At 57.0% G+C, this 24,011-nt stretch carries 18 protein-coding genes and 1 riboswitch; of the genes, 7 read left to right on the forward strand and 11 right to left on the reverse strand.

Annotated features, from left to right (window positions below):
- From GKAS_RS14855 to pgi, 5 genes are all read right to left on the reverse strand, one after another.
- Positions 1–1,687: YjbH domain-containing protein (locus GKAS_RS14855; protein WP_035895194.1), on the reverse strand; the 1,687-nt coding region annotated here is incomplete at its 3' end.
- Positions 1,687–2,424, reverse strand: coding sequence for a capsule biosynthesis GfcC family protein (locus tag GKAS_RS14860; protein ID WP_035895196.1), 738 nt, complete (start codon positions 2,422–2,424; stop codon positions 1,687–1,689). The genes GKAS_RS14855 and GKAS_RS14860, both read right to left, overlap by 1 nt.
- Positions 2,421–3,059 carry a YjbF family lipoprotein gene (locus tag GKAS_RS14865; protein ID WP_035895198.1) on the reverse strand — a complete coding sequence of 213 codons (639 nt, stop codon included), beginning with the start codon at positions 3,057–3,059 and terminating at the stop codon, positions 2,421–2,423. Before GKAS_RS14865 ends, GKAS_RS14860 begins: the two co-directional genes overlap by 4 nt.
- A 60-nt stretch (positions 3,060–3,119) precedes the next feature.
- Positions 3,120–3,371, reverse strand: coding sequence for an exopolysaccharide production protein YjbE (gene yjbE, locus GKAS_RS14870; protein ID WP_035895200.1), 252 nt, complete (start codon positions 3,369–3,371; stop codon positions 3,120–3,122).
- Between the two features lie 337 nt (positions 3,372–3,708).
- On the reverse strand, positions 3,709–5,358 hold the full coding sequence (pgi, locus tag GKAS_RS14875; protein WP_035895202.1) for a glucose-6-phosphate isomerase: 1,650 nt from the start codon (positions 5,356–5,358) through the stop codon (positions 3,709–3,711).
- A 242-nt stretch (positions 5,359–5,600) separates the two neighbouring features.
- Positions 5,601–5,798, forward strand: a riboswitch (Lysine riboswitch).
- Between the two features lie 114 nt (positions 5,799–5,912).
- Here pgi and lysC point away from each other — a divergent pair.
- The 3 genes from lysC to GKAS_RS14890 all read left to right on the forward strand — a co-directional run bounded on the left by lysC (position 5,913) and on the right by GKAS_RS14890 (position 8,726).
- On the forward strand, positions 5,913–7,262 hold the full coding sequence (lysC, locus tag GKAS_RS14880; RefSeq protein WP_035895204.1) for a lysine-sensitive aspartokinase 3: 1,350 nt from the start codon (positions 5,913–5,915) through the stop codon (positions 7,260–7,262).
- A gap of 99 nt (positions 7,263–7,361) precedes the next feature.
- On the forward strand, positions 7,362–8,288 hold the full coding sequence (gene panS, locus GKAS_RS14885) for a ketopantoate/pantoate/pantothenate transporter PanS (protein WP_035895206.1): 927 nt from the start codon (positions 7,362–7,364) through the stop codon (positions 8,286–8,288).
- Positions 8,289–8,453: 165 nt separating this feature from the next.
- The gene (locus tag GKAS_RS14890; RefSeq protein WP_035895208.1) at positions 8,454–8,726 is read left to right on the forward strand and encodes a YjbD family protein; all 273 of its coding nucleotides are present in this window, start codon (positions 8,454–8,456) and stop codon (positions 8,724–8,726) included.
- Here the strand turns inward: GKAS_RS14890 and rluF are convergent.
- Positions 8,723–9,595: a 23S rRNA pseudouridine(2604) synthase RluF gene (rluF, locus tag GKAS_RS14895; protein ID WP_035895209.1), complete on the reverse strand. Its 873-nt coding sequence runs from the start codon at positions 9,593–9,595 to the stop codon at positions 8,723–8,725. The two genes, GKAS_RS14890 and rluF, sit on opposite strands and share 4 nt — an antisense overlap.
- A 219-nt stretch (positions 9,596–9,814) precedes the next feature.
- Between rluF and GKAS_RS14900 the strand changes: the two genes are divergently transcribed.
- From GKAS_RS14900 to pepE, 3 genes are all read left to right on the forward strand, one after another.
- Positions 9,815–10,738 (forward strand): sugar-binding transcriptional regulator, encoded by a 924-nt coding sequence (locus GKAS_RS14900; RefSeq protein WP_035895211.1) that lies wholly within the window; start codon positions 9,815–9,817, stop codon positions 10,736–10,738.
- Positions 10,739–10,759: 21 nt separating this feature from the next.
- Entirely contained in the window at positions 10,760–11,572 is an 813-nt protein-coding gene (locus GKAS_RS14905) for a shikimate 5-dehydrogenase (RefSeq protein WP_035895213.1), read from the forward strand.
- A gap of 112 nt (positions 11,573–11,684) precedes the next feature.
- Positions 11,685–12,374 carry a dipeptidase PepE gene (gene pepE, locus GKAS_RS14910; protein ID WP_035895215.1) on the forward strand — a complete coding sequence of 230 codons (690 nt, stop codon included), beginning with the start codon at positions 11,685–11,687 and terminating at the stop codon, positions 12,372–12,374.
- Between the two features lie 82 nt (positions 12,375–12,456).
- On the opposite strand, the gene GKAS_RS14915 is transcribed toward pepE, so the two are convergent.
- Entirely contained in the window at positions 12,457–14,088 is a 1,632-nt protein-coding gene (locus tag GKAS_RS14915; RefSeq protein ID WP_035895216.1) for a Na/Pi cotransporter family protein, read from the reverse strand.
- A 212-nt stretch (positions 14,089–14,300) separates the two neighbouring features.
- Positions 14,301–17,984: a methionine synthase gene (gene metH / locus GKAS_RS14920; RefSeq protein WP_035895217.1), complete on the reverse strand. Its 3,684-nt coding sequence runs from the start codon at positions 17,982–17,984 to the stop codon at positions 14,301–14,303.
- Positions 17,985–18,182: 198 nt separating this feature from the next.
- On the opposite strand from metH, the gene iclR reads away from it, so the two are divergent.
- Entirely contained in the window at positions 18,183–19,007 is an 825-nt protein-coding gene (iclR, locus tag GKAS_RS14925) for a glyoxylate bypass operon transcriptional repressor IclR (RefSeq protein ID WP_035895219.1), read from the forward strand.
- An 83-nt stretch (positions 19,008–19,090) separates the two neighbouring features.
- Here the strand turns inward: iclR and aceK are convergent, their stop codons facing one another.
- From aceK to aceB, 3 genes are all read right to left on the reverse strand, one after another.
- On the reverse strand, positions 19,091–20,815 hold the full coding sequence (aceK, locus tag GKAS_RS14930; protein WP_035895221.1) for a bifunctional isocitrate dehydrogenase kinase/phosphatase: 1,725 nt from the start codon (positions 20,813–20,815) through the stop codon (positions 19,091–19,093).
- Between the two features lie 91 nt (positions 20,816–20,906).
- On the reverse strand, positions 20,907–22,211 hold the full coding sequence (aceA, locus tag GKAS_RS14935; RefSeq protein WP_035895222.1) for an isocitrate lyase: 1,305 nt from the start codon (positions 22,209–22,211) through the stop codon (positions 20,907–20,909).
- A 31-nt stretch (positions 22,212–22,242) separates the two neighbouring features.
- Positions 22,243–23,844 (reverse strand): malate synthase A, encoded by a 1,602-nt coding sequence (gene aceB / locus GKAS_RS14940; RefSeq protein WP_035895223.1) that lies wholly within the window; start codon positions 23,842–23,844, stop codon positions 22,243–22,245.
- Positions 23,845–24,011: the final 167 nt, after the last annotated feature.

The following is a 24,011-nucleotide window of genomic DNA, read 5'->3' on the forward strand; positions in this document are numbered from 1 at the left end:
AGTCACGCTGCTTCACGTAGTTGCCGTTCAGACCGAAGGCCCAGTTACTGTCCACCGGCCGATAGAGCACTTCTGCCCCAGCGCCGCCGTACATGGTTTCCAGATAGCCGCCGTAGACCTGGCCGTAGAAATCATTGCCCAGATACTGGAAGTAGTTGGCCTGCAGGTTATTCACGTAAACATCGTTCTGCACATATTCACGGATATGCGTACGAACGCGCGGCAAGGTTGAGTCCTTCGGTGGGTTGGTGTAATTAAATTTATTGTAGTTGTTTGCAACGTTGGCAAACAGGCTGCCGCTGGTCAGCAGGTGATCGGTCACCCACCAGTCCGCCGAGCCCATTACCCCCACCTGGTACATATAGAAGCTTTCCGCCCCACCGATAGACTGGCTAAGCACCGGGTCGATATGGAAATCAAAGCGCGATTTGTCGATATACCAGCCCTGCTCGGTTTTATCCGGCACGATCGGCGCAACGCGTTTTTGCACCAGCGGCGTCTCCTGCCCCAGCGGCTCCCCGGCGAGATGCCGTTGCAGGCTCGCCACATCGGTTTCCGTGGTCACTTCCGGCAGATTCAGCCGCGTCTCGGTAATGCGGATCGTGCGGATCCCTTCCGGAAGATCGTTGGCGATGATCCGATTGGCGCGTTCGATCCCTTCACGCGAATCACGATACTTCACCTGCTCGCCGGTGACGTACAGCGTGTCGCCCTGCACCTGAATATTCGGCGCCGCAAAGCCCGCATTGTACTTAAGCTGGGTCAGTTGGTTCGCCACTACCGAATGCTGGAGGATAGGATCCTGCGGCTGAGGTCGATAAGTCGGGCGCGCGTTGTCGTTATAGGACGGACGCAGATCGTTAAAGTTGGTACGCAGGGTAAAGCCGAACATCACCGTATTGCCACGCTCGTAGCTGAGGTTCACATCGGCCCAGTCGGTAACGCGATAAATAGCGCCGACGTTAATTTTGCTCTTCTGATCGAGCTTGCCAGCAAAGTCCTGCTGGTAGTTGTTACCTTCATACTCCAGCTTCAGGCGCAGTGGCTGCCACGGCGTCTGGTACTCAATACCGCCAAAGTAAGCCGCCGGGCCATGGAACATCTGGCTGCCATCAACCGAGCCCGCTTTACGATAGCTATTATCGCGGTAGCAGTATTTGTCGCTGTAGGAGCAGAACGGGTTGGTGGCGTTACCGCTGGTGCCGAGATAGCCCCAGCCTAAGCCGAGAGTAAAGTCGAACGGCCCCCAGGCTTTGCTGGCAACAATATATTCCGAGTCAAACAGGCCGGTACCGCCGATGTCGCGCGCGCCCACCGCCACCTGCGGCATCCAGTAGCTCTCTTCCCACAGGCGCAGCTTCACGTCGAAGGCTTTATCTTTGTAGGTTTGCGAGCCGGAGAAGGCATCCACGCTGCTGTATTGTTTGGTACGCACGTCGGTATAGCGCAGCGTGGTTTCGAGCCACGGGAAAAGCTGGGCGGAGGCGGAGTAATAGCGGTACTGATCGTTATCGCGATAGTTCAGGCTGAACTCGCCGTCGCGCGCCATGCGCGCCGTTGGGGTTTGCAGCAGGCCTACGCCGCCAAAGTCTGACTGCGAGGGGCCGATAGGGGCGGGAAACGTTTCCGCATGGCACGCCGCGCTAACCGACAGGGCCAACAGGCTGTAAAGACAAGCTTTTTTCATTATTCAGGTCTCCGCTGCGACAGGGAGCGAAGGATTTCAGCGTTCAGCGCTTCGTATTTTTTCGTCCACAGTGAGTCGGCAAAGCCGACAAACAGAATGCTGCCGGGCATCGGTTCAACGTGCCGCTTATTCCAGTACGCCACCGGCGCTTTTTGCGTGCGCCCGTCCGGGTAAATCACCCAGGCGTAGCTGCGATCCGCGCCGCTGAGCAGGCTGATATCATCGAGGTAGCTGGCCGCGTCGCGTCCCGGCGTGAAAGGGATTTTTCCCGGTTTATCCACCAGACCAACCAACGTGATAGTGGAAGGTTCACGCCCCAGCCACAGGGTGTAATGGCCTTCGAGCGGCGGGTTATTTTTGCTGCGGACCCGCACGGTGTCAGGGTCCAGCGGCACCAATAAGCGCCCGGTCACCGGGATAGCCTGCAGTTGGTTGCGCAGGGCATTAATCGCCCCCGCCTCGCTACCGTCCTCATCCGCCGCAAGCCCGGCCAGTTCTGCCAGCAGCGCCTGATGTTCACGCTCGGCTTGAGCGGCGGCCAGCGGAGAGGTGATCGCCGCGCCGGGCCACCAGCTTCCCGCCAGCCTCGGTTGCCCGACCAGGTCGGCCAATCGTTCGGCGTGGGTTAAAGTCAGCGGCTTTTCAACGCCCGCCATATGAACCTCGACGGTACCTGCCGCCTGGGCGGCAAAGGAGATAGCGCTTAGCATGGCGGCGATAATTAACGGTTTTTTCATGATTTCGCCGCCTTGATAAGCATGGTTTTTACCGGGAAGGTTCCTGCGCCGAGATATTGTTCTGACTGGCGAATTTGCCCTTCGCTGTCGACCCAGTAGCGGTTGCGCCAGCTCGCTTCAGAGGTAGTCACCTCCTCTTCCAGAACACGTACGGCGGTGTCCTGGCCCGACATGGTCAGCGTATCGTTGCCGTCCCAGTGGAAGGTGGACGTGGCGGTGGCATAGCGCACCTGCTGGTGCTCGGTCCAGCCCATTGTCCGCGTCCAGCGCGCGCCGTCGGTTATCTGGTTCGGGCGGGCCAGCGGGTCGTTGTCGAGGTTATTCACCGTGAGCAGGTTGTCGCCCGCCAGCTTGGTTTTTACCAGGCGTCCATGCTGTGTCACCAGCATTGCCCGGTCCTGCGTCAGCCATTTCTGCTGACCTTCTTCGGAATACGCCAGCACCACGAAGATCTGCGGTCCGCCGTTAAGCTGCATATATTGGCTGGCGTATGGCATGGTCTGGATTTCGTCGTCGGTAAGCTGTACGCCCGACTCACCAGATACGCTTTGCCAAAGCGATTTCCCCAGTCCCTTGGTGCTGGGTGAACACGCCTGAAGCAACAGGCAAATAAGGGGAATAACAAGTCGCTTCACGACGCTTCTCCAGGGGCAAAATAACCACACCGAAGTGTGGTTAGGATTAACGTACCGTTTTTATTGAGTACGGGTGGTCGTTGTCGTACTGGTCGTGGTGGTGGTCCCGGTGTTGGAACCATCACCGCCAGCCGCTGCCAGCGCCATACCGACCGCAGAACCTACGGTGCTGGCGCTGGTGGCGGTTGAACTCCCGGCCGACACTGACGTTGCTGCTGCACCAGCCGCTTCACCTGTTTCAATAGGTGCCGCGCTGGCGCTTGCCGCAGCAAACGCCGATATGGCAAAAATGCCATAGAGGATTTTCTTCATACGTATTCCCTTCATTAGATGAATGGATATGTACCTGAGAATATTCAGGCGTCATCGAGTATACACAACCAAATGAACGGAATTCGGTGATGGGAAATAGGGGAAGGTTTTTTCGGAAAATATGAAAATGAAAGATAATAAAATAAAATATCAATAAATAACAGTGTGTTAATTATTAATTTAAGAATGGCAATATACGGTTAATCCGAAACATACATCTGGGATAGGTGATATTTAGGATTATGCTCAATATCAATATAATTCAGAAATTGAAGATATACGGAATTATCTGACAAAAAAAATGCCGACATTACGCCGGCATTGAGAATATATAACCTTACGCGCGCCAGGATTTATAACGGTTGATCAGACCGTTGGTGGAGCTATCGTGGCTGTCGATGGCTTTATCATCGTTCAGCTCCGGCAGGATGCGGTTAGCCAGCTGTTTACCCAGCTCTACGCCCCATTGGTCGAAGGTGAAGATGTTCAGGATAGCGCCCTGAGTGAAGATTTTGTGCTCGTACAGGGCAATCAGCGCACCCAGGCTGTACGGGGTAATTTCGCGCAGCAGGATGGAGTTGGTTGGACGGTTGCCTTCGAACACTTTGAACGGTACGACGTAGTCCAGGGTTGCTGGGTCTTTACCCTGGTCACGGTATTCCTGCTCAACCACTTCGCGAGATTTACCAAACGCCAGCGCTTCGGTCTGGGCGAAGAAGTTAGACAGCAGCTTAGGATGATGGTCGGTCAGCGGGTTGTGGGTGATGGCCGGGGCGATGAAATCGCACGGAACGATTTTGGTACCCTGGTGAATCAGCTGATAGAACGCGTGCTGGCCGTTGGTGCCCGGCTCGCCCCAGATGATTGGGCCAGTCTGGTGTTCAACCTTGTTGCCGTTACGGTCAACGTACTTACCGTTGGACTCCATGTTGCCCTGCTGGAAGTACGCGGCAAAGCGGTGCATGTACTGGTCGTAAGGCAGAATCGCTTCAGTTTCGGTACCGTAAAAATTGTTGTACCAGATGCCGATCAGCGCCAGCAGTACCGGCAGGTTTTTCTCCGCAGGCGTGGTGGAGAAGTGCTTGTCCATCGCGTGCGCGCCGGAGAGCAGCTCAACGAAGTTGTCGTAACCCACGGACAGAATGATAGACAGACCAATCGCAGACCACAGAGAGTAGCGGCCGCCAACCCAGTCCCAGAACTCGAACATGTTGGCCGTATCGATACCGAATTCAGACACCGCTTTACCGTTGGTAGACAGCGCCGCGAAGTGTTTTGCCACGTGCTTCTGGTCGCCCGCGCTTGCCAGGAACCAGTCGCGCGCGCTGTGGGCGTTGGTCATGGTTTCCTGAGTGGTGAAGGTTTTAGACGCTACCAGGAACAGCGTAGTCTCTGGGTTTAGGTTTTTCAGCGCTTCGGCGATGTGGGTACCATCGACGTTAGAGACGAAGTGCATGTTCAGGTGATTTTTGTACGGGCGCAGCGCTTCCGTCACCATGAATGGGCCGAGGTCGGAGCCGCCGATACCGATGTTCACCACGTCAGTGATGGATTTGCCGGTGTAGCCTTTCCACTGACCGGAGATGATCGCTTCAGAGAAGGCTTTCATCTTCTCCAGCACCGCGTTCACTTCCGGCATCACGTCTTTGCCATCAACGATAATTGGGGTATTGCTACGGTTACGCAGCGCCACGTGCAGCACGGCACGGTCTTCGGTGCGGTTGATTTTCTCGCCGGAGAACATGGACTTAATCGCACCGCTCAGATCGGTCTCTTTGGCCAGATCGAGCAGTTTTGCCAGGGTCTCTTCGGTAATACGGTTTTTGGAGAAATCGACCAGCATCTGATCGTCGAAGGTCGCGGAAAATTTGCTGAAACGGTCGCTATCTTTAGCGAACAGTTCCGCAATGGTCACGTCCTTCATGACATCGAAGTGTTTCTGTAGTGCCTGCCACGCAGCGGTCTGCGTTGGGTTGATGTTTTTCATTAGCAATACCCTTCTGATTTAAGAATCAAACTGCCTCGATTGTAGCGCCTGTCACAAAAAATTGTGATGGTTTTAATGTTATCCCCCCTAAGGCTGACAAAATCGCGCAGAAAACAGACAAAAGTATAGCCTTTATAAGCCCCGTTTCTGTGGGGCTCGCCTGCATGAAAAATCCGCATAACCCCAGCGTTGACAAGGTACCCGCTAACCCTTTATTTATAAACGTACTACCTGCGCATGCGCAGGCCAGAAGAGGCGCGTTGCCCAGGTAAAGGGTGTGGGAGGAACCAATCCTGTGAAAACACCTGAGGGGGAGCAACGCCGAGATGCGTGAACAACAGGTTGCGTTCACCATCGGCTGCAGGGGCTGAATCCCCTGGGTTGTCACCAGAAACGTTCGCAGTCGGGCGTTTCGCAAGTGGTGGAGCACTTCTGGGTGAAATCGTAGTTGTTTATCGCTCTGCGCCCACCCGTCTTTCGCTCTTCCCTTGTGCCAAGGCTGAATAATTTGGTCCGGTTTATCTGAACCTGACCTCCCCTGACACGAGGTTATTATGACAGCATTAGTCGTCGCCAAATTTGGTGGCACCAGCGTGGCCGATTTTGACGCCATGAACCGTAGCGCCGATGTGGTGCTCTCCGACGCTAACGTACGCGTGGTTGTGCTGTCTGCTTCGGCGGGCGTCACCAACCTGCTGGTTGCCCTGGCCGAAGGGCTGGAGCCAGCCGAGCGCCAGGCCAAACTGGAAGCCATTCGCGCCATTCAGTACGCCGTACTTGAACGTCTGGCAAACCCTGCCGTTATCCGCGATGAAATTGAACGCCTGCTGGAAAACCTCGGCACGCTGGCGGAAGCCGCTTCCCTGGCAACTTCAACCGCCCTGACCGACGAACTGGTCAGCCACGGCGAACTGATGTCTACCCTGCTGTTTGTTGAAATTCTGCGTGAACGTCACGTGCAGGCGCAGTGGTTTGACGTGCGCAAAGTGATGCGCACCAGCGACCGCTTTGGCCGCGCCGAGCCGGATGTTACCGCACTGGCCGAACTGGCAACCCAGCAATTGGCTCCGCGCCTCGACGAAGGTCTGGTGATCACCCAGGGCTTTATCGGCAGCGAAAGCAAAGGCCGCACCACGACGCTTGGTCGTGGCGGCAGCGACTACACCGCCGCGCTGCTGGGCGAAGCGCTGCATGCGACGCGTGTCGATATCTGGACTGACGTTCCGGGCATCTACACCACCGACCCGCGCGTGGTTCCAGCGGCAAAACGTATTGATGAAATCGCCTTTGAAGAGGCCGCCGAGCTGGCGACCTTCGGCGCGAAAGTCCTGCACCCGGCGACCCTGCTTCCCGCCGTTCGCAGCGATATTCCGGTGTTCGTCGGCTCCAGCAAAGATCCGAAAGCCGGAGGCACGATGGTATGCAATAAAACCGCCAACCCACCTTTATTCCGCGCGCTGGCGCTGCGTCGTAAGCAGACCCTGCTGACCCTGCACAGCCTGAACATGCTGCACTCCCGCGGCTTCCTGGCGGAAGTGTTCGGCATTCTGGCGCGCCACAGCATCTCTGTAGACCTGATCACCACCTCTGAAGTTAGCGTCGCGTTAACGCTGGATACCACCGGTTCAACCTCTACCGGCGACACCCTGCTGACGCAGTCGCTGCTGATGGAACTGTCGGCGCTGTGCCGCGTAGAAGTAGAAGAGAACCTGGCGCTGGTGGCGTTGATTGGTAATAACCTGTCGAAAGCCTGCGGCGTGGGCAAAGAGGTGTTTGGCGTGCTTGAGCCGTTCAACATCCGCATGATTTGCTACGGTGCGTCCAGCTATAACCTGTGCTTCCTGGTGCCGGGAGCGGAAGCCGAGCAGGTGGTGCAGAAACTTCATCATAATTTGTTTGAATAATATTCCACCACGCGATAAACAATAACTATAGCCGGGCTCGAACCCGGCTTTTTTTTATAAAAACACAACACAACACCAATATATTGCAAGGAATACAACATGCTCGCCGTTATCACCCGGCTGTTCCCGTTATGGGCGCTGCTGCTCTCTGTTATTGCCTACTTCACTCCCGCCACCTTCACGCCTATCGGGCCGCTGGTTCCCTCTCTGCTGATGCTGATTATGTTCGGCATGGGCGTGCATCTTAAGGTGGATGATTTTAAGCGCGTGCTGTCGCGCCCTGCGCCGGTTGCGGCGGGGATTTTCCTGCACTACCTGGTGATGCCGCTTGCCGCCTGGCTGCTGGCGCTGGCTTTCCATATGCCGCCGGAGCTGTCCGCCGGGATGGTACTGGTTGGCAGCGTGGCTAGCGGTACAGCCTCGAACGTGATGATCTTTCTGGCAAAGGGCGACGTGGCGCTGTCGGTCACTATCTCGTCCGTCTCCACGCTGGTTGGCGTGGTCGCCACGCCGCTGCTGACGCGCCTGTACGTTGACGCACATATTCAGGTCGACGTGATGGGCATGCTGCTCAGCATTCTACAAATTGTGGTTATCCCGATTGCCATGGGTCTGGTTATCCACCACCTGTTTCCACGCGTGGTGAAAGCGGTGGAGCCTTATCTGCCGGCGTTTTCGATGATCTGTATTCTGGCGATTATCAGCGCGGTGGTTGCTGGTTCCGCGTCGCATATCGCATCCGTGGGCTTTATGGTGATTATCGCCGTCATTCTGCACAATACCATCGGCCTGCTTGGCGGTTACTGGGGCGGTCGTCTGTTTGGCTTTGATGAGTCGACCTGCCGCACGCTGGCGATTGAGGTCGGCATGCAGAACTCCGGTCTTGCCGCGGCGCTGGGGAAAATCTACTTCGGGCCGCTGGCCGCGCTGCCGGGCGCGCTGTTCTCCGTATGGCATAACCTGTCTGGGTCGCTGCTGGCGGGGTACTGGTCAGGGAAGCCTATCGAGCAGAAAAAACAAAAATAGTCTCTGGTGGCGCTTTGCCTGACCGGGCTGTAGGCCCGATAAGCGTAGCGCCATCGGGCAAAATGACGCACATTGCCGGATGGCGGCGTAAACGCCTTATCCGGCCTACAAAGATTTGCCCCTTTGCCGTACACTGGGTTAACTATCCGATTGAGGGCAACCCTTATGGCACTCCCCCGCATTACGCAAAAAGAGATGACCGAGCGCGAGCAGCGTGAACTGAAAACCCTGCTCGACCGCGCGCGCATTGCGCATGGCCGTCCGCTGTCCAACGCGGAAACCAATAGCGTGAAAAAGGAGTACATCGATAAACTGATGGTTCAGCGCGAAGCCGAAGCGAAGAAAGCCCGCCAGGTGAAAAAACAGCAGGCTTATAAACCGGATACCGAGAGTTCGTTTTCATGGTCGGCGAGTACGCCGACGCGCGGCAGGCGTTAACGGCCTTTCTTTTTACGTCCCGGTGCGGTGAAGCGTTTACCGTTACCCGCCGGACGTGCTGGTTTCTCGCTGGTTTTTTCCATCTTCACGACCGGGCGCTTGATACCGGTAGTTTTCGGCTTGGCCTTCACCTTCGGTTTCGCTTCGGAGGAGGAGTTTTCAATCAGCTTGAACAAATCCACCAGCTCGTCGTCGGTCAGGTCGCGCCACTCACCCAGCGGAATACCCGTCAGGCTGACGTTCATAATACGCGTACGCTCAAGCTTGGTGACTTCGAAACCGAAGTGCTCGCACATGCGGCGAATCTGACGGTTTAAGCCCTGCACCAGGGTAATACGGAAGACGAACGGCGCCTCTTTCTTCACCTTACACTTCTTCGTCACCGTACCCAGAATCGGTACGCCCGCGCCCATCCCGCGAATAAATTCATCGGTGACTGGCTTATCGACGGTGACCAGATACTCTTTCTCGTGATCGTTGCCGGCACGCAGGATCTTGTTCACCAGGTCGCCGTGGTTGGTGAGGAAAATCAGCCCCTGGGAGTCTTTATCCAGACGGCCAATCGGGAAGATACGCTTGCTGTGGTTAACGAAATCCACAATGTTGTCGCGCTCGCCGTCTTCGGTGGTACTGACGATACCGACGGGTTTGTTCAGTGCAATCAGCACCAGATCATCCGCTTCCCGCGGCTCAATCAATCGACCATTGACCTTCACAACGTCGCCCGGCACGACCTGATCGCCAATCGTCGCGCGCTTGCCGTTGATAAAGACGTTGCCTTGTTCGATAAAGCGATCCGCTTCGCGACGCGAGCAGATGCCGCTTTCGCTGATGTATTTATTTAATCGGGTGGATGAGTCTGGCAGCATAAATTCTCCTGTAAAAGCGAAATATACCCTACCTTTCGGGTGAGAAAAAATAGTCCGCGACAAATCATTGTTTTCATCACGTCGATTTTGCACATAAGTGCAACCCCTCGGCTGACAGCTTTTGCGCAAATACGCTTGAACTCCCGACGTGACGGCGCTATACCAGATCGAGAACCCGTTTTTACGTTTTGCACATATGTGCAGGAGCCAGCCACTTCGATGGAAAATAGCGACGATATCCGCCTGATCGTGAAAATTGCCCAGCTTTACTACGAGCAGGAGATGACGCAGGCGCAAATCGCCCACGAACTGGGGATTTACCGCACCACTATTAGCCGCCTGCTCAAACGCGGGCGCGAGCTTGGCGTGGTGACCATCGCTATCAACTATGACTACAACGATAGTCTGTGGCTGGAAGAACGACTGAAACAGAAATTTGGCCTGAAAGAGGCCGTTGTCGCACCGCAGGAGAGCGAGGCGGGAGCCTATGGCGCGCAGCTGTTTGAACGTCTGCTGTCGCCAAACGCCGTCATTGGGTTCGGCTGGGGGCGTGCGGTAAGCGCGCTGGTCGAAGCATTGCCTCAGTCCAGCCAGCCTCGCCCACTGGTGTGCGTGCCTATCGTTGGCGGGCCGTCGGGTAAGCTTCCGAGCCGCTATCACGTCAATACCCTGACCTACAGCGCCGCCACGCGGCTCAAAGGCGAGTCGTATCTCGCTGATTTTCCGGCCCTGCTGGATAACCCACTGATTCGCCAGGGCATCATGCAATCTCCGCATTTTCAGACGCTGGCCGAATACTGGCAGCGGCTGGACATCGCCGTGGTGGGCATTGGTTCACCCGCCATTCGCCATGCCGCCAACTGGCAGGCGTTTTACGGCAATGCGCAGAGCGATGAGCTGGAGGCGCTTCAGGTGGCTGGAGATATCTGCTCGCGCTTTTTTGCCGATGACGGCATGCCCGTTGCCACCGCAATGCAGGACAAAACGCTTTCCATTGAGCTCAAGACCTTAAAGCAGGCCCGCTATGTCATCGGTCTGGCGAGCGGTGAAGAGAAGTACGCCGCCCTCCTTGGCGCGCTGCGCGGGCAGCATATCAACGCGCTGGTCACCGACCGAGCCACCGCAGAATATTTAGTGCAGTAAGACTTTGACGAGGACATGACCATGATTAACCGTGATACCCAGCTGTGCATGTCGCTTGCCGGCCGCCCCGGCAACTTTGGCACGCGCTTTCATAACTATCTGTATGAAAAACTGGGGCTGAATTTTATCTATAAAGCCTTTACCACGCAGGACATTGAGGCGGCGGTGAAAGGCGTTCGCGCGCTGGGCATCCGCGGCTGTGCGGTGTCGATGCCGTTTAAAGAGAGCTGCATGACGTTTCTGGATGCTATCGATCCGTCAGCCAGGGTCATCGACTCCGTCAACACCATCGTCAATGACAACGGTCACCTGACCGGGTTTAACACCGATTTCATCGCGGTAAAAAACCTGATTGCCAGCCACCAGCTCGACACCTCTGCCCGCGTGATGATTCAGGGCAGCGGCGGGATGGGGAAAGCCGTCATTGCCGCCTTCCGCGACGCGGGCTTTAGCGACGTCATTATCGCCGCTCGCAATGAAGCCAACGGCACCGCGCTGGCAAAACAGTACGGATTCCAGTGGCAGGCACAGCCGGAAGCTGACGATATTGATATTCTGGTCAACGTCACGCCTATCGGCATGGCGGGCGGCAAAGAGAGCGAGCAACTCGCCTTTAACGAAACGATGGTGGCACGCGCCAGCGTGGTCTTCGACGTCGTGGCCCTACCACCGGAAACACCGGTGATTCAGCTCGCTCAACGTTTGGGGAAAAAGACTATCAGCGGCGCCGAAGTGATTGCCCTGCAGGCGGTGGAGCAGTTTGTTATGTACACCGGCGTGCGGCCGGATGATGCGCTGGTTGCTGAGGCAGCGGCGTTTGCCAGAGCGGGGTAAACGCCCCTTCCCGGCACTGTACTGCAACATCGTGAACTACATCAGTAAGCTATCTGATGCAGGGTGATAACATGCCGCCCTGATTGATAATTTCTGATAGATAGGAGAAATGATGGACTTACTTCTGCTGAGTAACTCGACGCTGCCGGGTAAAGCCTGGCTGGAACACGCGCTGCCGCTGATTGCCGGTCAACTGAAGGGTCGCCGTCGCGCGGTGTTTCTGCCGTTTGCGGGCGTCACGCAGACCTGGGACGAGTACACGGCAAAAACTGCCGCCGTTCTGGCGCCGCTGGGCGTTACTGTCACCGGTATCCATAGCGTGGTAGACCCTATCTCCGCGATTGAAAACGCCGAGCTGATTATCGTCGGCGGTGGCAACACCTTCCAGTTGCTGAAAGAGAGCCGCGAACGCGGGTTGCTGACCCCGATTGTCGACGTGGTGAAGCGCGGCGCGCTGTACGTAGGCTGGAGCGCGGGCGCAAACCTCGCCTGCCAGACCATTCGTACCACCAACGATATGCCGATTGTCGACCCGAAAGGCTTTGATGCGCTGGGGCTGTTCCCGCTGCAGATTAACCCACACTTCACTAACGCGCTGCCGGAAGGCCATAAAGGCGAAACCCGCGAGCAGCGTATTCGCGAACTGTTGGTCGTGGCGCCGGAATTAACGGTGATTGGTCTGCCGGAAGGTAACTGGATTCAGGTGGCTAATGGTGAGGCAACCCTTGGCGGGCCGCGTACCACCTATGTGTTCAGAGCAGGCGAAGAAGCGGTGGCGCTGGAGGAAGGGCATCGCTTCTAAGCCATAAACCCGGGGTCGGCGTAAACGCCTCGCCCGGGCTACAAACCGTTGGCCTGATAAGCGCAGCGACGCCGGGTTTACGCTAGTAATCGTCGCGATCGTCGTCTTCATCCGGCTGCTCCAGCACGCTATAGGCAACGGAGCAGAACAGCGAGTTCAGGCGCAGCATATCGCCGAGCAGCGCCAGGTGCAGAGTACTGGTTTCGATACTCTGCACGTTCTGTTGGTGCAGACGGTCGACGTGCGCGTGCGCGTAGCGGCGGTTCAGAATACGGAAACGGTGCTTGCTGCGACGCAGGCGGCGGGCGCTGGTGACGTCACCGGCGAAGAAGACCGACATCGCCAGTTGCAGGTTACTTAGCAGCAGCTCATACAGTGCCTCCAGCTCTTTTAACCCCTCAACCGAGAAGGCACGGCGTGCGGCCAGCGATTTGTCGGCAATCTCGCTGCCCATGCGTTCGATGATGTCCGAAGCCTGCTCGAGGTTGAGCGACATTTCGATAATCTCCGCCCAGCGGCGGGACTCCTCTTCCGCCAGCTCATCTTTCGGCATTCGCGCCAGATAGAGTTTGATAGCGGTGTAGAGCACGTTAATGTCATCCGCCTGCTTGCGCAGGTTTTTCTCTTCACGCGGCTCGCCGTGCATCACCTTCTTTAGCCCGTCCAGCATCTGCTCGGTGGCATCACCGATGCGCAAGGTTTCGCGGGCGGCATTGGCCAGCGCCAGCGTTGGGGTATCCAGCGCGGTCACGTCCAGGTGCTTCGGCTTGAGGTTGGCGTCCAGCTCCGGCTCGTCGCGAATCAGGCGCTTACAGAGGCGTGCCATCGGCTCGGCGAACGGCACCATCGCCAGGCAACGAATCAGGTTGTAGAAGACGTGGAAGTAGATAACCAGCTCGGACTCCGGCAGCGGCAGCTTGTGCATCACCTCAGCCAGAATATGGACGAACGGTAGGATAATCAGGCTGCCCACCAGCTTAAACAGCAGGCTACCCAGCGCCACGCGGCGGGCAGCGGCATTCGCGGCGCTGTTGTTGAGCATCGCCAGCAGGCCAGAGCCCAGGTTAGCGCCAATCACCAGGCACAGCGCCACCGGGAAAGAGATAATTCCTGCGGTGGTCAGCGTCGCGGTCAGCAGCACCGCCGCCAGGCTGGAGTAACTGATGATAGCGAATACCGCACCAATCAGAGCATCCAGCAGGATATCGCCGGTCAGCGAGGCAAATATCACCTGTACGCCGTTGGCTTCGGTAATCGGCCTGACCGCCTGAACAATCAGCTCCAGTGCCAACAGGATAAGCCCAAGGCCAATCCCGACGCGGCCAAGCTGCCCTTCGCGGGTCTGCTTGCGGCCAAGGAAAAAGGCCACGCCGATAAATATCAGCAGCGGCGACAGCCATGACAGGTCGAAAGTCAGAATACGCGCCATCAGCGCGGTCCCGACATCGGCCCCCAGCACAATCACCAACGCAGGCGTCAGGGCGACCAGATCCTGCGCGACAAAAGAGGTCACCAGCATGGTGGTGGCGTTGCTGCTCTGGACCAGCGCGGTAACGCCGATACCTGCGCAGAAGGCGAGCGGTTTTTTCTCGACGCTGCGGCTGAGCACGGTACGCAGGCGTGCGCCGAAGACGCGCATTACGCCCGTACGCACGATATGGGTGCCCCACACCAACAGCGAGACGGCGGAAAGTAGGTGCAGCAGAGTTAACACGGAATCATTTTCTCCTTATTGTTATGGGTTCCTGAGGCTCATATGCCTGATGGCGCTGCGCTTATCAGGCCTACAAATCATCCCTATGCTGGCCGAATAAGGTGTGCAGCGCGCGTGAGCCTTCTTTCAGTATAAGGGTTTACGCCCAATAAAGAGACAGGGCGCTCATTGAGCGCCCTGTTAGTTGTAAGGAAAGATGACGGTTTTGTGAATTAGTCGGCGTCGTAGCCGAGGTTCGGCGCCAGCCAGCGCTCCACTTCCGCCACGCTCATCCCTTTACGGAAGGCGTAATCCTCAACCTGGTCGCGCTGAATCTGCGCCACCGCGTAGTACTTGCTGTCCGGGTGGCTGAAGTACCAGCCGGAAACCGACGCGCCTGGCCACATGGCGAAGGATTCGGTCAGCTTCATACCGGTGTGGGTTTCCACGTCCAGCAGTTCCCAGATAGTGCCCTTCTCGGTGTGTTCCGGGCAGGCCGGGTAGCCAGGAGCCGGGCGAATCCCCTGGTAGTTTTCGCGGATAAGCTCTTCGTTGCTCAGGTTTTCATTCGGCGCGTAGCCCCAGTAAACCTTACGCACGCGCTCGTGCAGATACTCGGCAAAGGCTTCCGCCAGACGGTCGGCAATCGCCTTCACCATGATCTTGTTGTAATCGTCGTGCTTCGCTTCGTACGCATCAGCCAATGCGTCTTCCTCCAGACCACCGGTTACCGCGAAGGCACCAATGTAGTCCGCTTTGCCGGAGGTTTTCGGCGCCACAAAGTCAGACAGGCAGTAGTTTGCAAAGCCGACTTTCTCGGTCTGCTGGCGCAGATGGCGGCTGACGGTCAGCACGTGAGTGCGCGTTTCGTCGCGATAAATTTCCACATCGTCGCCCACGCGGTTGGCCGGGAACAGCCCGACGACGCCGCGAGGGTTGAGGGATTTTTCCGCGCTCAGTTGATCCAGCATGTCGTTGGCATCTTTGAACAGACGCTTCGCCTCTTCGCCCACCACCTCATCTTCGAGAATGCGCGGGTACTTCCCGGCCAGCGACCAGGTCATAAAGAACGGCGTCCAGTCGATGTAGTTACGCAGCGTTTCGATACTGGCTTCAACTTCCTGTACCCCCAGACGATGCGCCACCGGCGGGGTGTAGTTTTCCCAGTCGAACGCCAGATCGTTTTCGCGCGCGGCGGCCAGCGTTACCGGCGGGGTACGTGGTTTTTTACGCCCGTGCTGAATACGCACGGTTTCGTACTCTTTACGCGTACGAGCGACAAAGTCATCGTGCTGCGTATCGGAGAGCAGCGAAGCCACCACGCCCACGGTGCGCGAGGCGTTCTGCACATAGACCGTTGGGCCGCTGTAGTTCTGCTCAATTTTCACCGCGGTGTGCGCTTTGGAGGTGGTCGCGCCGCCAATCAGCAGCGGAATGGTAAAGCCCTGACGCTCCATCTCTTTCGCCACGTTAACCATTTCATCCAGCGACGGGGTAATCAGGCCAGAGAGGCCAATCAGGTCCGCATTCACCTCTTTGGCGGTTTTGAGGATTTTGTCCGCCGGGACCATCACGCCGAGGTCGATGATTTCGTAGTTATTACACTGCAGCACCACGCCGACGATGTTTTTTCCGATGTCGTGCACGTCGCCCTTCACGGTCGCGATAACCATCTTGCCGTTGCTGGAGCCTTTCTCTTTGCTGGCTTCAATGTACGGTTCGAGGTAGGCCACCGCCTGTTTCATCACACGGGCGGATTTCACCACCTGCGGCAGGAACATTTTGCCCTCGCCGAACAGGTCGCCGACCACGTTCATGCCGTCCATCAGCGGCCCTTCAATCACCTCAATCGGGCGTGCAGCCTGCTGGCGGGCTTCTTCGGTGTCGAGCTCGATAAATTCGGTAATGCCTTTTACCAGCGAGTATTCGAGACGCTTTCTCACGTCCCAACTGCGCCATTCCGCCTGTTGAGCGTTGGCGGTCTCGTCGGTTTTGCTGCCGCGATATTTTTCGGCCAGCTCCAGCAAACGCTCGGTGCCGTCGTCGCGACGGTTGAGGATCACATCTTCAACCGCGTCGCGCAGCTCGGCCGGCAGGTCGTCGTAAATCGCCAGTTGACCGGCGTTGACGATCCCCATGTCCATGCCGTTACGGATGGCGTAGTAGAGGAACACCGCGTGAATGGCTTCACGCACCGGGTCGTTACCGCGGAATGAGAACGATACGTTGGAGACACCGCCGGAGATCAGCGCATGCGGCAGCTCGCGTTTGATGTCTTCGCAGGCACCGATAAAGTCCTGTGCGTAGTTGTTATGTTCTTCAATACCGGTAGCTACGGCGAAGATGTTCGGGTCAAAGATGATGTCTTCCGGCGGGAAGCCCACCTCTTTGGTCAGAATGTTGTAGGCGCGGCGGCAAATCTCAATTTTGCGCTCGCGGGTGTCGGCCTGGCCCACTTCATCAAAGGCCATCACCACCATTGCCGCACCGTAACGACGCACTTTTTTCGCGTGTTCGATAAACGGTTCAACGCCCTCTTTCATCGAGATGGAGTTGACGATGCCTTTGCCCTGAATGCACTTCAGCCCTTTTTCGATGACGTCCCATTTTGAGGAGTCGATCATAATCGGCACGCGGGCGATATCCGGCTCACCGGCAATCAGGTTGAGGAAACGCACCATCGCCGCTTCGGCGTCGAGCATCCCCTCATCCATGTTGATGTCGATGATCTGTGCGCCGCTTTCCACCTGCTGGCGGGCCACGTCCAGCGCTTCATTATATTTTTCTTCTTTGATCAGGCGCTTAAACTTCGCCGAGCCGGTGACGTTGGTACGTTCACCGACGTTCACAAACAGGCTGTCGTCGCCGATGTTCAGCGGCTCAAGACCGGACAAACGGCACGCCACTGGCAGATCCGGCAGCTTGCGCGGCGGCAAGCCTTCAACCGCGCGGCTCATCGCCGCAATGTGTTCCGGCGTGGTGCCGCAGCAGCCGCCGACCACGTTGAGGAAGCCCGCCTGCGCCCATTCCTGAATCTGGGCCGCCATGGTGTCGGCATCAAGGTCGTACTCGCCGAAAGCGTTCGGCAGACCGGCGTTCGGGTGCGCGGTCACGTAGCATTCGGCAATGCGCGACAGTTCCTGGACGTACTGGCGCAGTTCGTCCGGGCCGAGGGCGCAGTTCAGGCCGAAGGTCAGAGCGTCGGCGTGGCGCAGGGAATTGTAGAACGCTTCGGTCGTCTGGCCGGAGAGCGTACGCCCGGAGGCGTCGGTGATGGTGCCGGAAATCATGATCGGCAGGTCAACGCCCAGCGCTTCAAACTCTTCTTTCACCGCAAAGATTGCCGCTTTGGCGTTCAGGGTATCGAAGACCGTTTCAATCAGAATCAGGTCGCTACCGCCCTCCACCAGCGCTTTGGTGGATTCACGATAGGCCGCCACCAGCTGATCGAAAGTCACGTTACGGTAAGCCGGGTCGTTGACATCCGGTGAGATAGAGGCGGTGCGGTTGGTTGGGCCAAGCACGCCCGCGACATAGCGCGGTTTATTCGGCGTGCGCGCCGTCCATTCGTCGGCGCAGGCGCGTGCCAGTTTCGCCGCAGCAAAGTTAATCTCCGCCGACAGGGATTCCATCTGGTAATCCGCCATAGCGATAGTCGTGGAGTTAAAGGTATTGGTTTCAATGATATCCGCGCCCGCTTCAAAGTAGGCGTTATGGATAGCGCTGATGACCTCCGGCTTGCTGAGCACCAGCAGGTCGTTGTTGCCCTTCAAGTCGCACGGCCAGTCGGCGAAGCGTTCGCCGCGGAAGTCCTGCTCGCTCAGACGATAGCCCTGGATCATGGTGCCCATGCCACCGTCCAGAACCAGAATACGTTCATTTAACTGCGCACGCAGTTGCTCCACTTTGCTGCTCACAAGCACTCCCGACACCGCTCAACGAAACCCAGAGATAAAAAAGCAATAACGCATACTGGCATAAACTGTGGGGGTGGAAAAGGAAACAACTTGCTACTTGAGACATGTTCAACATGACTCATCGGAGCAGTAATACGAACGGTTGTATTATAATCAATAAAAACGAAAACAATTTCCACGATACAGAAAGGAGTTGCGATGGTTGCCAACGTTCCTGCGAAACGCGGTAGAAAACCCGCCCCTGCCGCTGCCCCGGCAACCGGCCAGGTGCAATCACTGACCCGCGGCCTGAAGCTGCTGGAGTGGATTGCCGAATCCCATAGCAGCGTCGCGCTGACCGAACTCGCACAGCAGGCTGGGCTACCGAACTCCACCACCCACCGCTTGCTGACCACCATGCAGCAGTTGGGATTTGTGCGTCAGGTGGGTGAGCTGGGGCATTGGTCCGTCGGCGCACACGCCTTTATCGTCGGCAGCAGCTTCCTGCAAAGCCGTAATTTGCTGGCGATCGTCCACCCGATTCTGCGCAAGCTGATGGAAGATTCCGGCGAGACGGTGAATCTGGCGGTACTCGATAAGAGCGATCACCAGGCGATTATTATCGACCAGGTACAGTGTACGCAGCTGATGCGCATGTCCGCTCCGATTGGCGGCAAGCTGCCAATGCACGCCTCCGGGGCGGGCAAAGCGTTCTTATCCCAACTGAGCGAAGAGGAAGTCACCAGCCTGCTGCACCGCAAGGGGCTGCACGCTTACACTCACGCGACGCTGGTTTCTCCAGTACATCTGAAAGATGACCTCGCCCAGACGCGCAAGCGCGGCTATTCGTTTGATGATGAAGAACATGCGCTCGGCCTGCGCTGCGTGGCATCGTGTATTTACGACGAACACCGCGAGCCGTTTGCGGCCATCTCCATTTCCGGGCCGATTTCGCGCATTACCGACGACCGGGTCACCGAGTTTGGCGCAATGGTGATTAAGGCGGCGAAAGAGGTGACGCTGGCGTACGGCGGCATTAAATAAAGATGAAATAGCCCGGCCGAGCAAAGCGACGCCGGGTAAGCACGATGCAAAACCCCGGCGTCGCTTTGCTCGGCCGGGCTACATCAGGCGTAGCGCACACCGAAACGCTGACGGCGGCGGTAGGCGTAAACGTCTTCTACATGCCCATTCTTGATACGCGTTTGCAGGCCGCGCCAGTAGTCGGCGCTGAGCAGGTCGGCGTGCATTTCTTCAAACAGCGGCCCGATGCGTGGGTCGGCGCATAGCCAGTGGCGGAACTCTTCCGGGAAGACATCTCCCGGCGACACGCTGTACCAGGGCTCGCTGGCGAGTTCATCCTCCGGGTAGCGCGGCGGTGGAATATCGCGGAAGTTTACCTCCGTCATATAGCAAATCTCATCGTAGTCGTAGAACACCACGCGGCCATGGCGGGTGACGCCGAAATTCTTAAACAGCATATCGCCGGGGAAAATATTGGCGGCGGCAAGCTGGCGAATGGCGTTACCGTACTCCTCCACCGCATCGCGCAGCGGCTGGCCGTCCACTCGCTCCAGCCAGATATTCAATGGCACCATTCGGCGTTCGATGTAGAGATGGCTGATAGCAATTTTATCGCCCATATCGACGATTTTCTTCGGTACTTCTCGCAATAAGAGCGCCATTAGCGCGGGGGAAATCTGCTGCTTATCCAGAACGAAGTTTTCGAATTCCTGGGTATCCGCCATACGGCCAACGCGATCGTGCTCTTTTACCAGCTGGTAGCAGGCGCGCACGTGGGCGGCAGACATCTCTTTTTGCGGCGCGAATTGGTCTTTGATGACTTTAAATACCCGGTCGAATCCCGGCAGCGTGAACACCAGCATCACCATCCCGCGAATGCCCGGCGCTTCGATAAACTGCTCGTCGGTGCTAGCGATGTAGTTCAGGTACTCACGGTAGCTTTCCGTTTTCGCATGCTTCTGGCAGCCAATCGCCATATACAGTTCAGCGGTGGTTTTGCCCGGCAGGATCTCCCGCAGCCACTCGACCAGAGCAGCGGGCAGCGGGGCGTAAACCATAAAGTAGGAACGCGCGAAGCCAAAGACGATGCTCGCCTCTTCGGTGGTAGTTAGGCAGGTATCGACGAAAAGCTCCCCTTCATCGGTGCGATGAATCGGGATTAAAAACGGCAGCGTGCCGTCTGGCGTGATGAGTTTGCCAATAAGCCAGGCGGCTTTATTACGATAAAACAGTTCGTTAGCGATTTGCAGATGCGCGCGATGCAGCGTCTCAGCGCCCAGCGTTTCGCTCAGGTGCGCCATGATATAGCCAACGTCACGGAATTTGTTTTGCCACGGCAGACGCAGCGGTAGGTCGCTGAGCATTTTGAAAATCACCGCTTCCCAGCCAGAATCCGGGAAGAAGTCTTTTGCCAGCGGGCGTGGAATCGCGCGAAAGCGACGCTCCGGCTGCGAGCTGAAAATAAATAACCGCTCGGGGCTTAGCGAGCGGTGATCGAAGAGTCGACAATAGACCGAATTAAAAAAACTCTCGGCAATTTCGAAGCGCGGGTAATCCGGCAGCAGGCGGGTGTACTGCGCTTTGACGCGCAGCAGAAAATCCGCATCGGTACTTTTACCATCGGTAATGCAGCGCAGCTGTTCAACCACCAACCCCACGTGGTGGTCGTACAGATGGATACGGCTTTTCATTGCCTGCTGAACCGCATGCCAGTCGGCCTGTTCAAACCGTTGCTGTGCGCCGGAAGTGACTTCCAGAAAACGCCCGTACTGGGCGTCAAAGCCTTGCAGAATCGTTTGGGCAATCAGGAGTTCCAGGCCACGCGTCATCTTTCGCCCTCATTGCCGGATGGCGGCTCGCGCCTTATCCGGCCTACATTTTCGGGTAGGCCGGATAAGCGCAAGCGCCATCCGGCATTCATCAGAACTGCGATTCTTCCGTCGATCCCGTCAGCGCGGTCACCGACGATACGCCGCCCTGGATAATAGTGGTGACGTTATCGAAGTAGCCAGTGCCCACCTCCTGCTGGTGAGAAACAAAGGTATAGCCGTCTTTCGCCGCTGCGAACTCAGCCTGCTGGACCTTCTCAACGTAGTGCTTCATCCCTTCACCCTGCGCGTAGGAGTGCGCCAGGTCGAACATGTTGAACCACATGCTGTGGATACCCGCCAGGGTGATGAACTGGTATTTGTAGCCCATGTCTGAGAGCTGCTGCTGGAAGCTGGCGATGGTTTTATCATCCAGCTTTTTCTGCCAGTTAAACGACGGCGAGCAGTTGTAGGCCAGCAGCTTGCCAGGGTATTTCGCGTGAATAGCGTCGGCAAAGCGCTTCGCCAGCGCCAGATCCGGGGTGGAGGTTTCACACCACACCAGGTCGGCGTACGGCGCGTACGCCAGGCCACGGCTGATCGCTTGTTCGATGCCCGCATGAGTACGATAGAAACCTTCACTGGTGCGCTCGCCGGTGATGAAGTCGCTGTCATACGGGTCGCAGTCGGAAGTGATGAGATCCGCCGCATCCGCATCGGTACGGGCGATCAGCAGGGTTGGTACGCCCATCACATCGGCCGCCAGACGCGCGGCAACCAGCTTCTGAATCGCTTCCTGAGTCGGGACCAGCACCTTGCCGCCCATGTGGCCACATTTCTTCACTGAGGCCAGTTGATCTTCGAAGTGTACCGCCGCTGCACCGGCTGCAATCATCGACTTCATCAGCTCGAAGGCGTTCAGTACACCGCCGAAGCCGGCTTCGGCGTCGGCAACGATCGGCAGGAAATAGTCCACATAGCGTGGGTCGTTTGGCTCAATGCCGTTCGCCCACTGAATTTGATCCGCGCGGCGGAAGGTGTTGTTGATTCTGTCGACCACCGCCGGGACGGAGTTCGCCGGGTAGAGCGACTGATCCGGGTACATGCTGGAGGCCAGGTTCGCGTCCGCCGCCACCTGCCAGCCGGACAGGTACACCGCTTCAATACCCGCTTTCGCCTGTTGCAGCGCCTGCCCGCCGGTCAGCGCGCCAAGGCTGTTCACATAGCCCTTTTTCGATTCGCCATGCAGCAGACGCCACATTCTGGCGGCACCGAGCTGAGCTAGCGTACATTCCGGGTTAACCGAGCCACGTAATTTCACCACCTCTTCCGCGCTGTACGGGCGACGAATGCCCTCCCAGCGAGGCTGCGTCCACTCTTTTTGTAAATCTTCAATTTGTTGGGTACGAGTTTTCATGTGCAGATGCTCCATATTGTTATGTGGTGAATTACGCCAGCAGGCGGTAGCCGGGCAGGGTCAAGAAGTCGATAAGTTCGTCGGAGGTGGTGATCTGCTCCATCAGGCGTGCGGCATCATCGAAACGGCCGCCGCTGAAGCGCGCATCGCCCAGCTCATCTTTGATAACCAGCAGCTCTTCGGCCAGCATCTGGCGGAACAGTGGTTTGGTCACCGGTTTGCCGTTGCTGAGCGTTTTCTGATGATGGATCCACTGCCAGATGGAGGTGCGGGAGATCTCGGCGGTCGCCGCATCTTCCATCAGGCCATAAATCGGTACGCAGCCGTTGCCGGAGATCCAGGCTTCGATGTACTGAACCGCCACGCGAATGTTGGCGCGCATTCCCTCTTCCGTGCGCTCACCGTCGCATGGTGTCAGCAGCTCTTCCGCGGTAATCGGCGCATCGTCAGCGCGGGAAACAGCTAACTGGTTAGGACGCTCACCCAACACCTCGTTAAATACCGCCATCGCAGTATCCGCCAGACCCGGGTGCGCCACCCAGGTGCCGTCGTGGCCGTTATTGGCTTCCAGCGATTTGTCCGCTTTCACCTTGTTCAGTACCTGCGCGTTACGCTCGGCATCTTTGCTTGGGATAAACGCCGCCATACCGCCCATCGCGAAGGCACCGCGCTTGTGGCAGGTTTTAATCAGCAGGCGCGAGTAGGCGCTGAGGAACGGTTTATCCATCGTCACTACCTGACGGTCCGGCAGTACGCGGTCTGGGTGATTCTTCAGGGTTTTGATATAGCTGAAGATGTAATCCCAGCGGCCGCAGTTCAGGCCAACAATGTGGTCACGCAGCGCGTGCAGAATCTCGTCCATCTGGAAAACCGCCGGCAGCGTTTCAATCAACAGCGTGGCTTTGATGGTGCCGCGCGGCAGGTTGAAGCGGTCTTCCGCAAAGCAGAATACCTCGTTCCACCAGGCCGCTTCCTGCCAGGCCTGCGTTTTCGGCAGATAGAAATAGGGGCCGCTGCCTTTGGCCAGCAACGTTTTGTAGTTGTGGAAAAAGTAGAGCGCGAAATCAAACAGGCTGCCCGGGATGGCTTCACCGCGCCATGTCACGTGCTTTTCCGGCAGGTGCAGACCGCGTACGCGGCAGATAAGCACCGCAGGGTCGGGCTTGAGCTGATAGATTTTGCCTGCGTCGTTGGTGTAGCTGATGGTGCCGTTAACGGCATCGCGCAGGTTGATCTGGCCTTCAATGACCTTGTTCCAGTCCGGTGCGAGGGAATCCTCAAAGTCAGCCATGAACACTTTGACGTTCGCGTTCATCGCGTTAATGACCATTTTGCGCTCAACCGGCCCGGTAATTTCTACGCGGCGATCCTGTAAATCAGCCGGAATACCACGAATCTTCCAGGTTTCATTACGAATGGAAGCAGTTTCCGAAATAAAACCAGGGAGTTTGCCATCGTCGATATCCTGCTGCTGTTGAATACGTGCGGCCAGCAGCTTATTGCGTTCAGGCGTAAATCGGGTCACCAGTTCGGTCAGAAATTCCACCGCATCCTCAGTCAGAACCTGCTGTTCCTGCGCGCCAGAAGGCTTAAGAAAAGCCAGTTCATCGGTTGTTGTGGCCTGTTGTGTCATGGTGCAGCTCCTCGTAAGTGATCCGAATAGTTTCCCCGCCAGTTGAGCAGAAGATCGTTGTGTAGTTTTCGCTCAACGTTTTTAAGCCTAATCAATAAAATTAAAAAAACAAAACAATTTCCATTTTTAATTAAAAATAAATACAACTTATTGATTAGTAATAAGAT

The sequence above is a fragment of the Kluyvera ascorbata ATCC 33433 genome (genome assembly GCF_000735365.1).
Classification (GTDB): domain Bacteria; phylum Pseudomonadota; class Gammaproteobacteria; order Enterobacterales; family Enterobacteriaceae; genus Kluyvera; species Kluyvera ascorbata.

Coding starts and splice junctions, on each gene's coding strand:
- aceB (WP_035895223.1), bottom strand. CDS start 23,844: ATGACACAACAGGCCACAACAACCGATGAACTGGCTTTTCTTAAGCCT.
- GKAS_RS14905 (WP_035895213.1), top strand. CDS start 10,760: ATGATTAACCGTGATACCCAGCTGTGCATGTCGCTTGCCGGCCGCCCC.
- GKAS_RS14860 (WP_035895196.1), bottom strand. CDS start 2,424: ATGAAAAAACCGTTAATTATCGCCGCCATGCTAAGCGCTATCTCCTTT.
- rluF (WP_035895209.1), bottom strand. CDS start 9,595: ATGCTGCCAGACTCATCCACCCGATTAAATAAATACATCAGCGAAAGC.
- panS (WP_035895206.1), top strand. CDS start 7,362: ATGCTCGCCGTTATCACCCGGCTGTTCCCGTTATGGGCGCTGCTGCTC.
- aceK (WP_035895221.1), bottom strand. CDS start 20,815: ATGACGCGTGGCCTGGAACTCCTGATTGCCCAAACGATTCTGCAAGGC.
- aceA (WP_035895222.1), bottom strand. CDS start 22,211: ATGAAAACTCGTACCCAACAAATTGAAGATTTACAAAAAGAGTGGACG.
- yjbE (WP_035895200.1), bottom strand. CDS start 3,371: ATGAAGAAAATCCTCTATGGCATTTTTGCCATATCGGCGTTTGCTGCG.
- pgi (WP_035895202.1), bottom strand. CDS start 5,358: ATGAAAAACATCAACCCAACGCAGACCGCTGCGTGGCAGGCACTACAG.
- pepE (WP_035895215.1), top strand. CDS start 11,685: ATGGACTTACTTCTGCTGAGTAACTCGACGCTGCCGGGTAAAGCCTGG.
- GKAS_RS14900 (WP_035895211.1), top strand. CDS start 9,815: ATGGAAAATAGCGACGATATCCGCCTGATCGTGAAAATTGCCCAGCTT.
- lysC (WP_035895204.1), top strand. CDS start 5,913: ATGACAGCATTAGTCGTCGCCAAATTTGGTGGCACCAGCGTGGCCGAT.
- GKAS_RS14890 (WP_035895208.1), top strand. CDS start 8,454: ATGGCACTCCCCCGCATTACGCAAAAAGAGATGACCGAGCGCGAGCAG.
- iclR (WP_035895219.1), top strand. CDS start 18,183: ATGGTTGCCAACGTTCCTGCGAAACGCGGTAGAAAACCCGCCCCTGCC.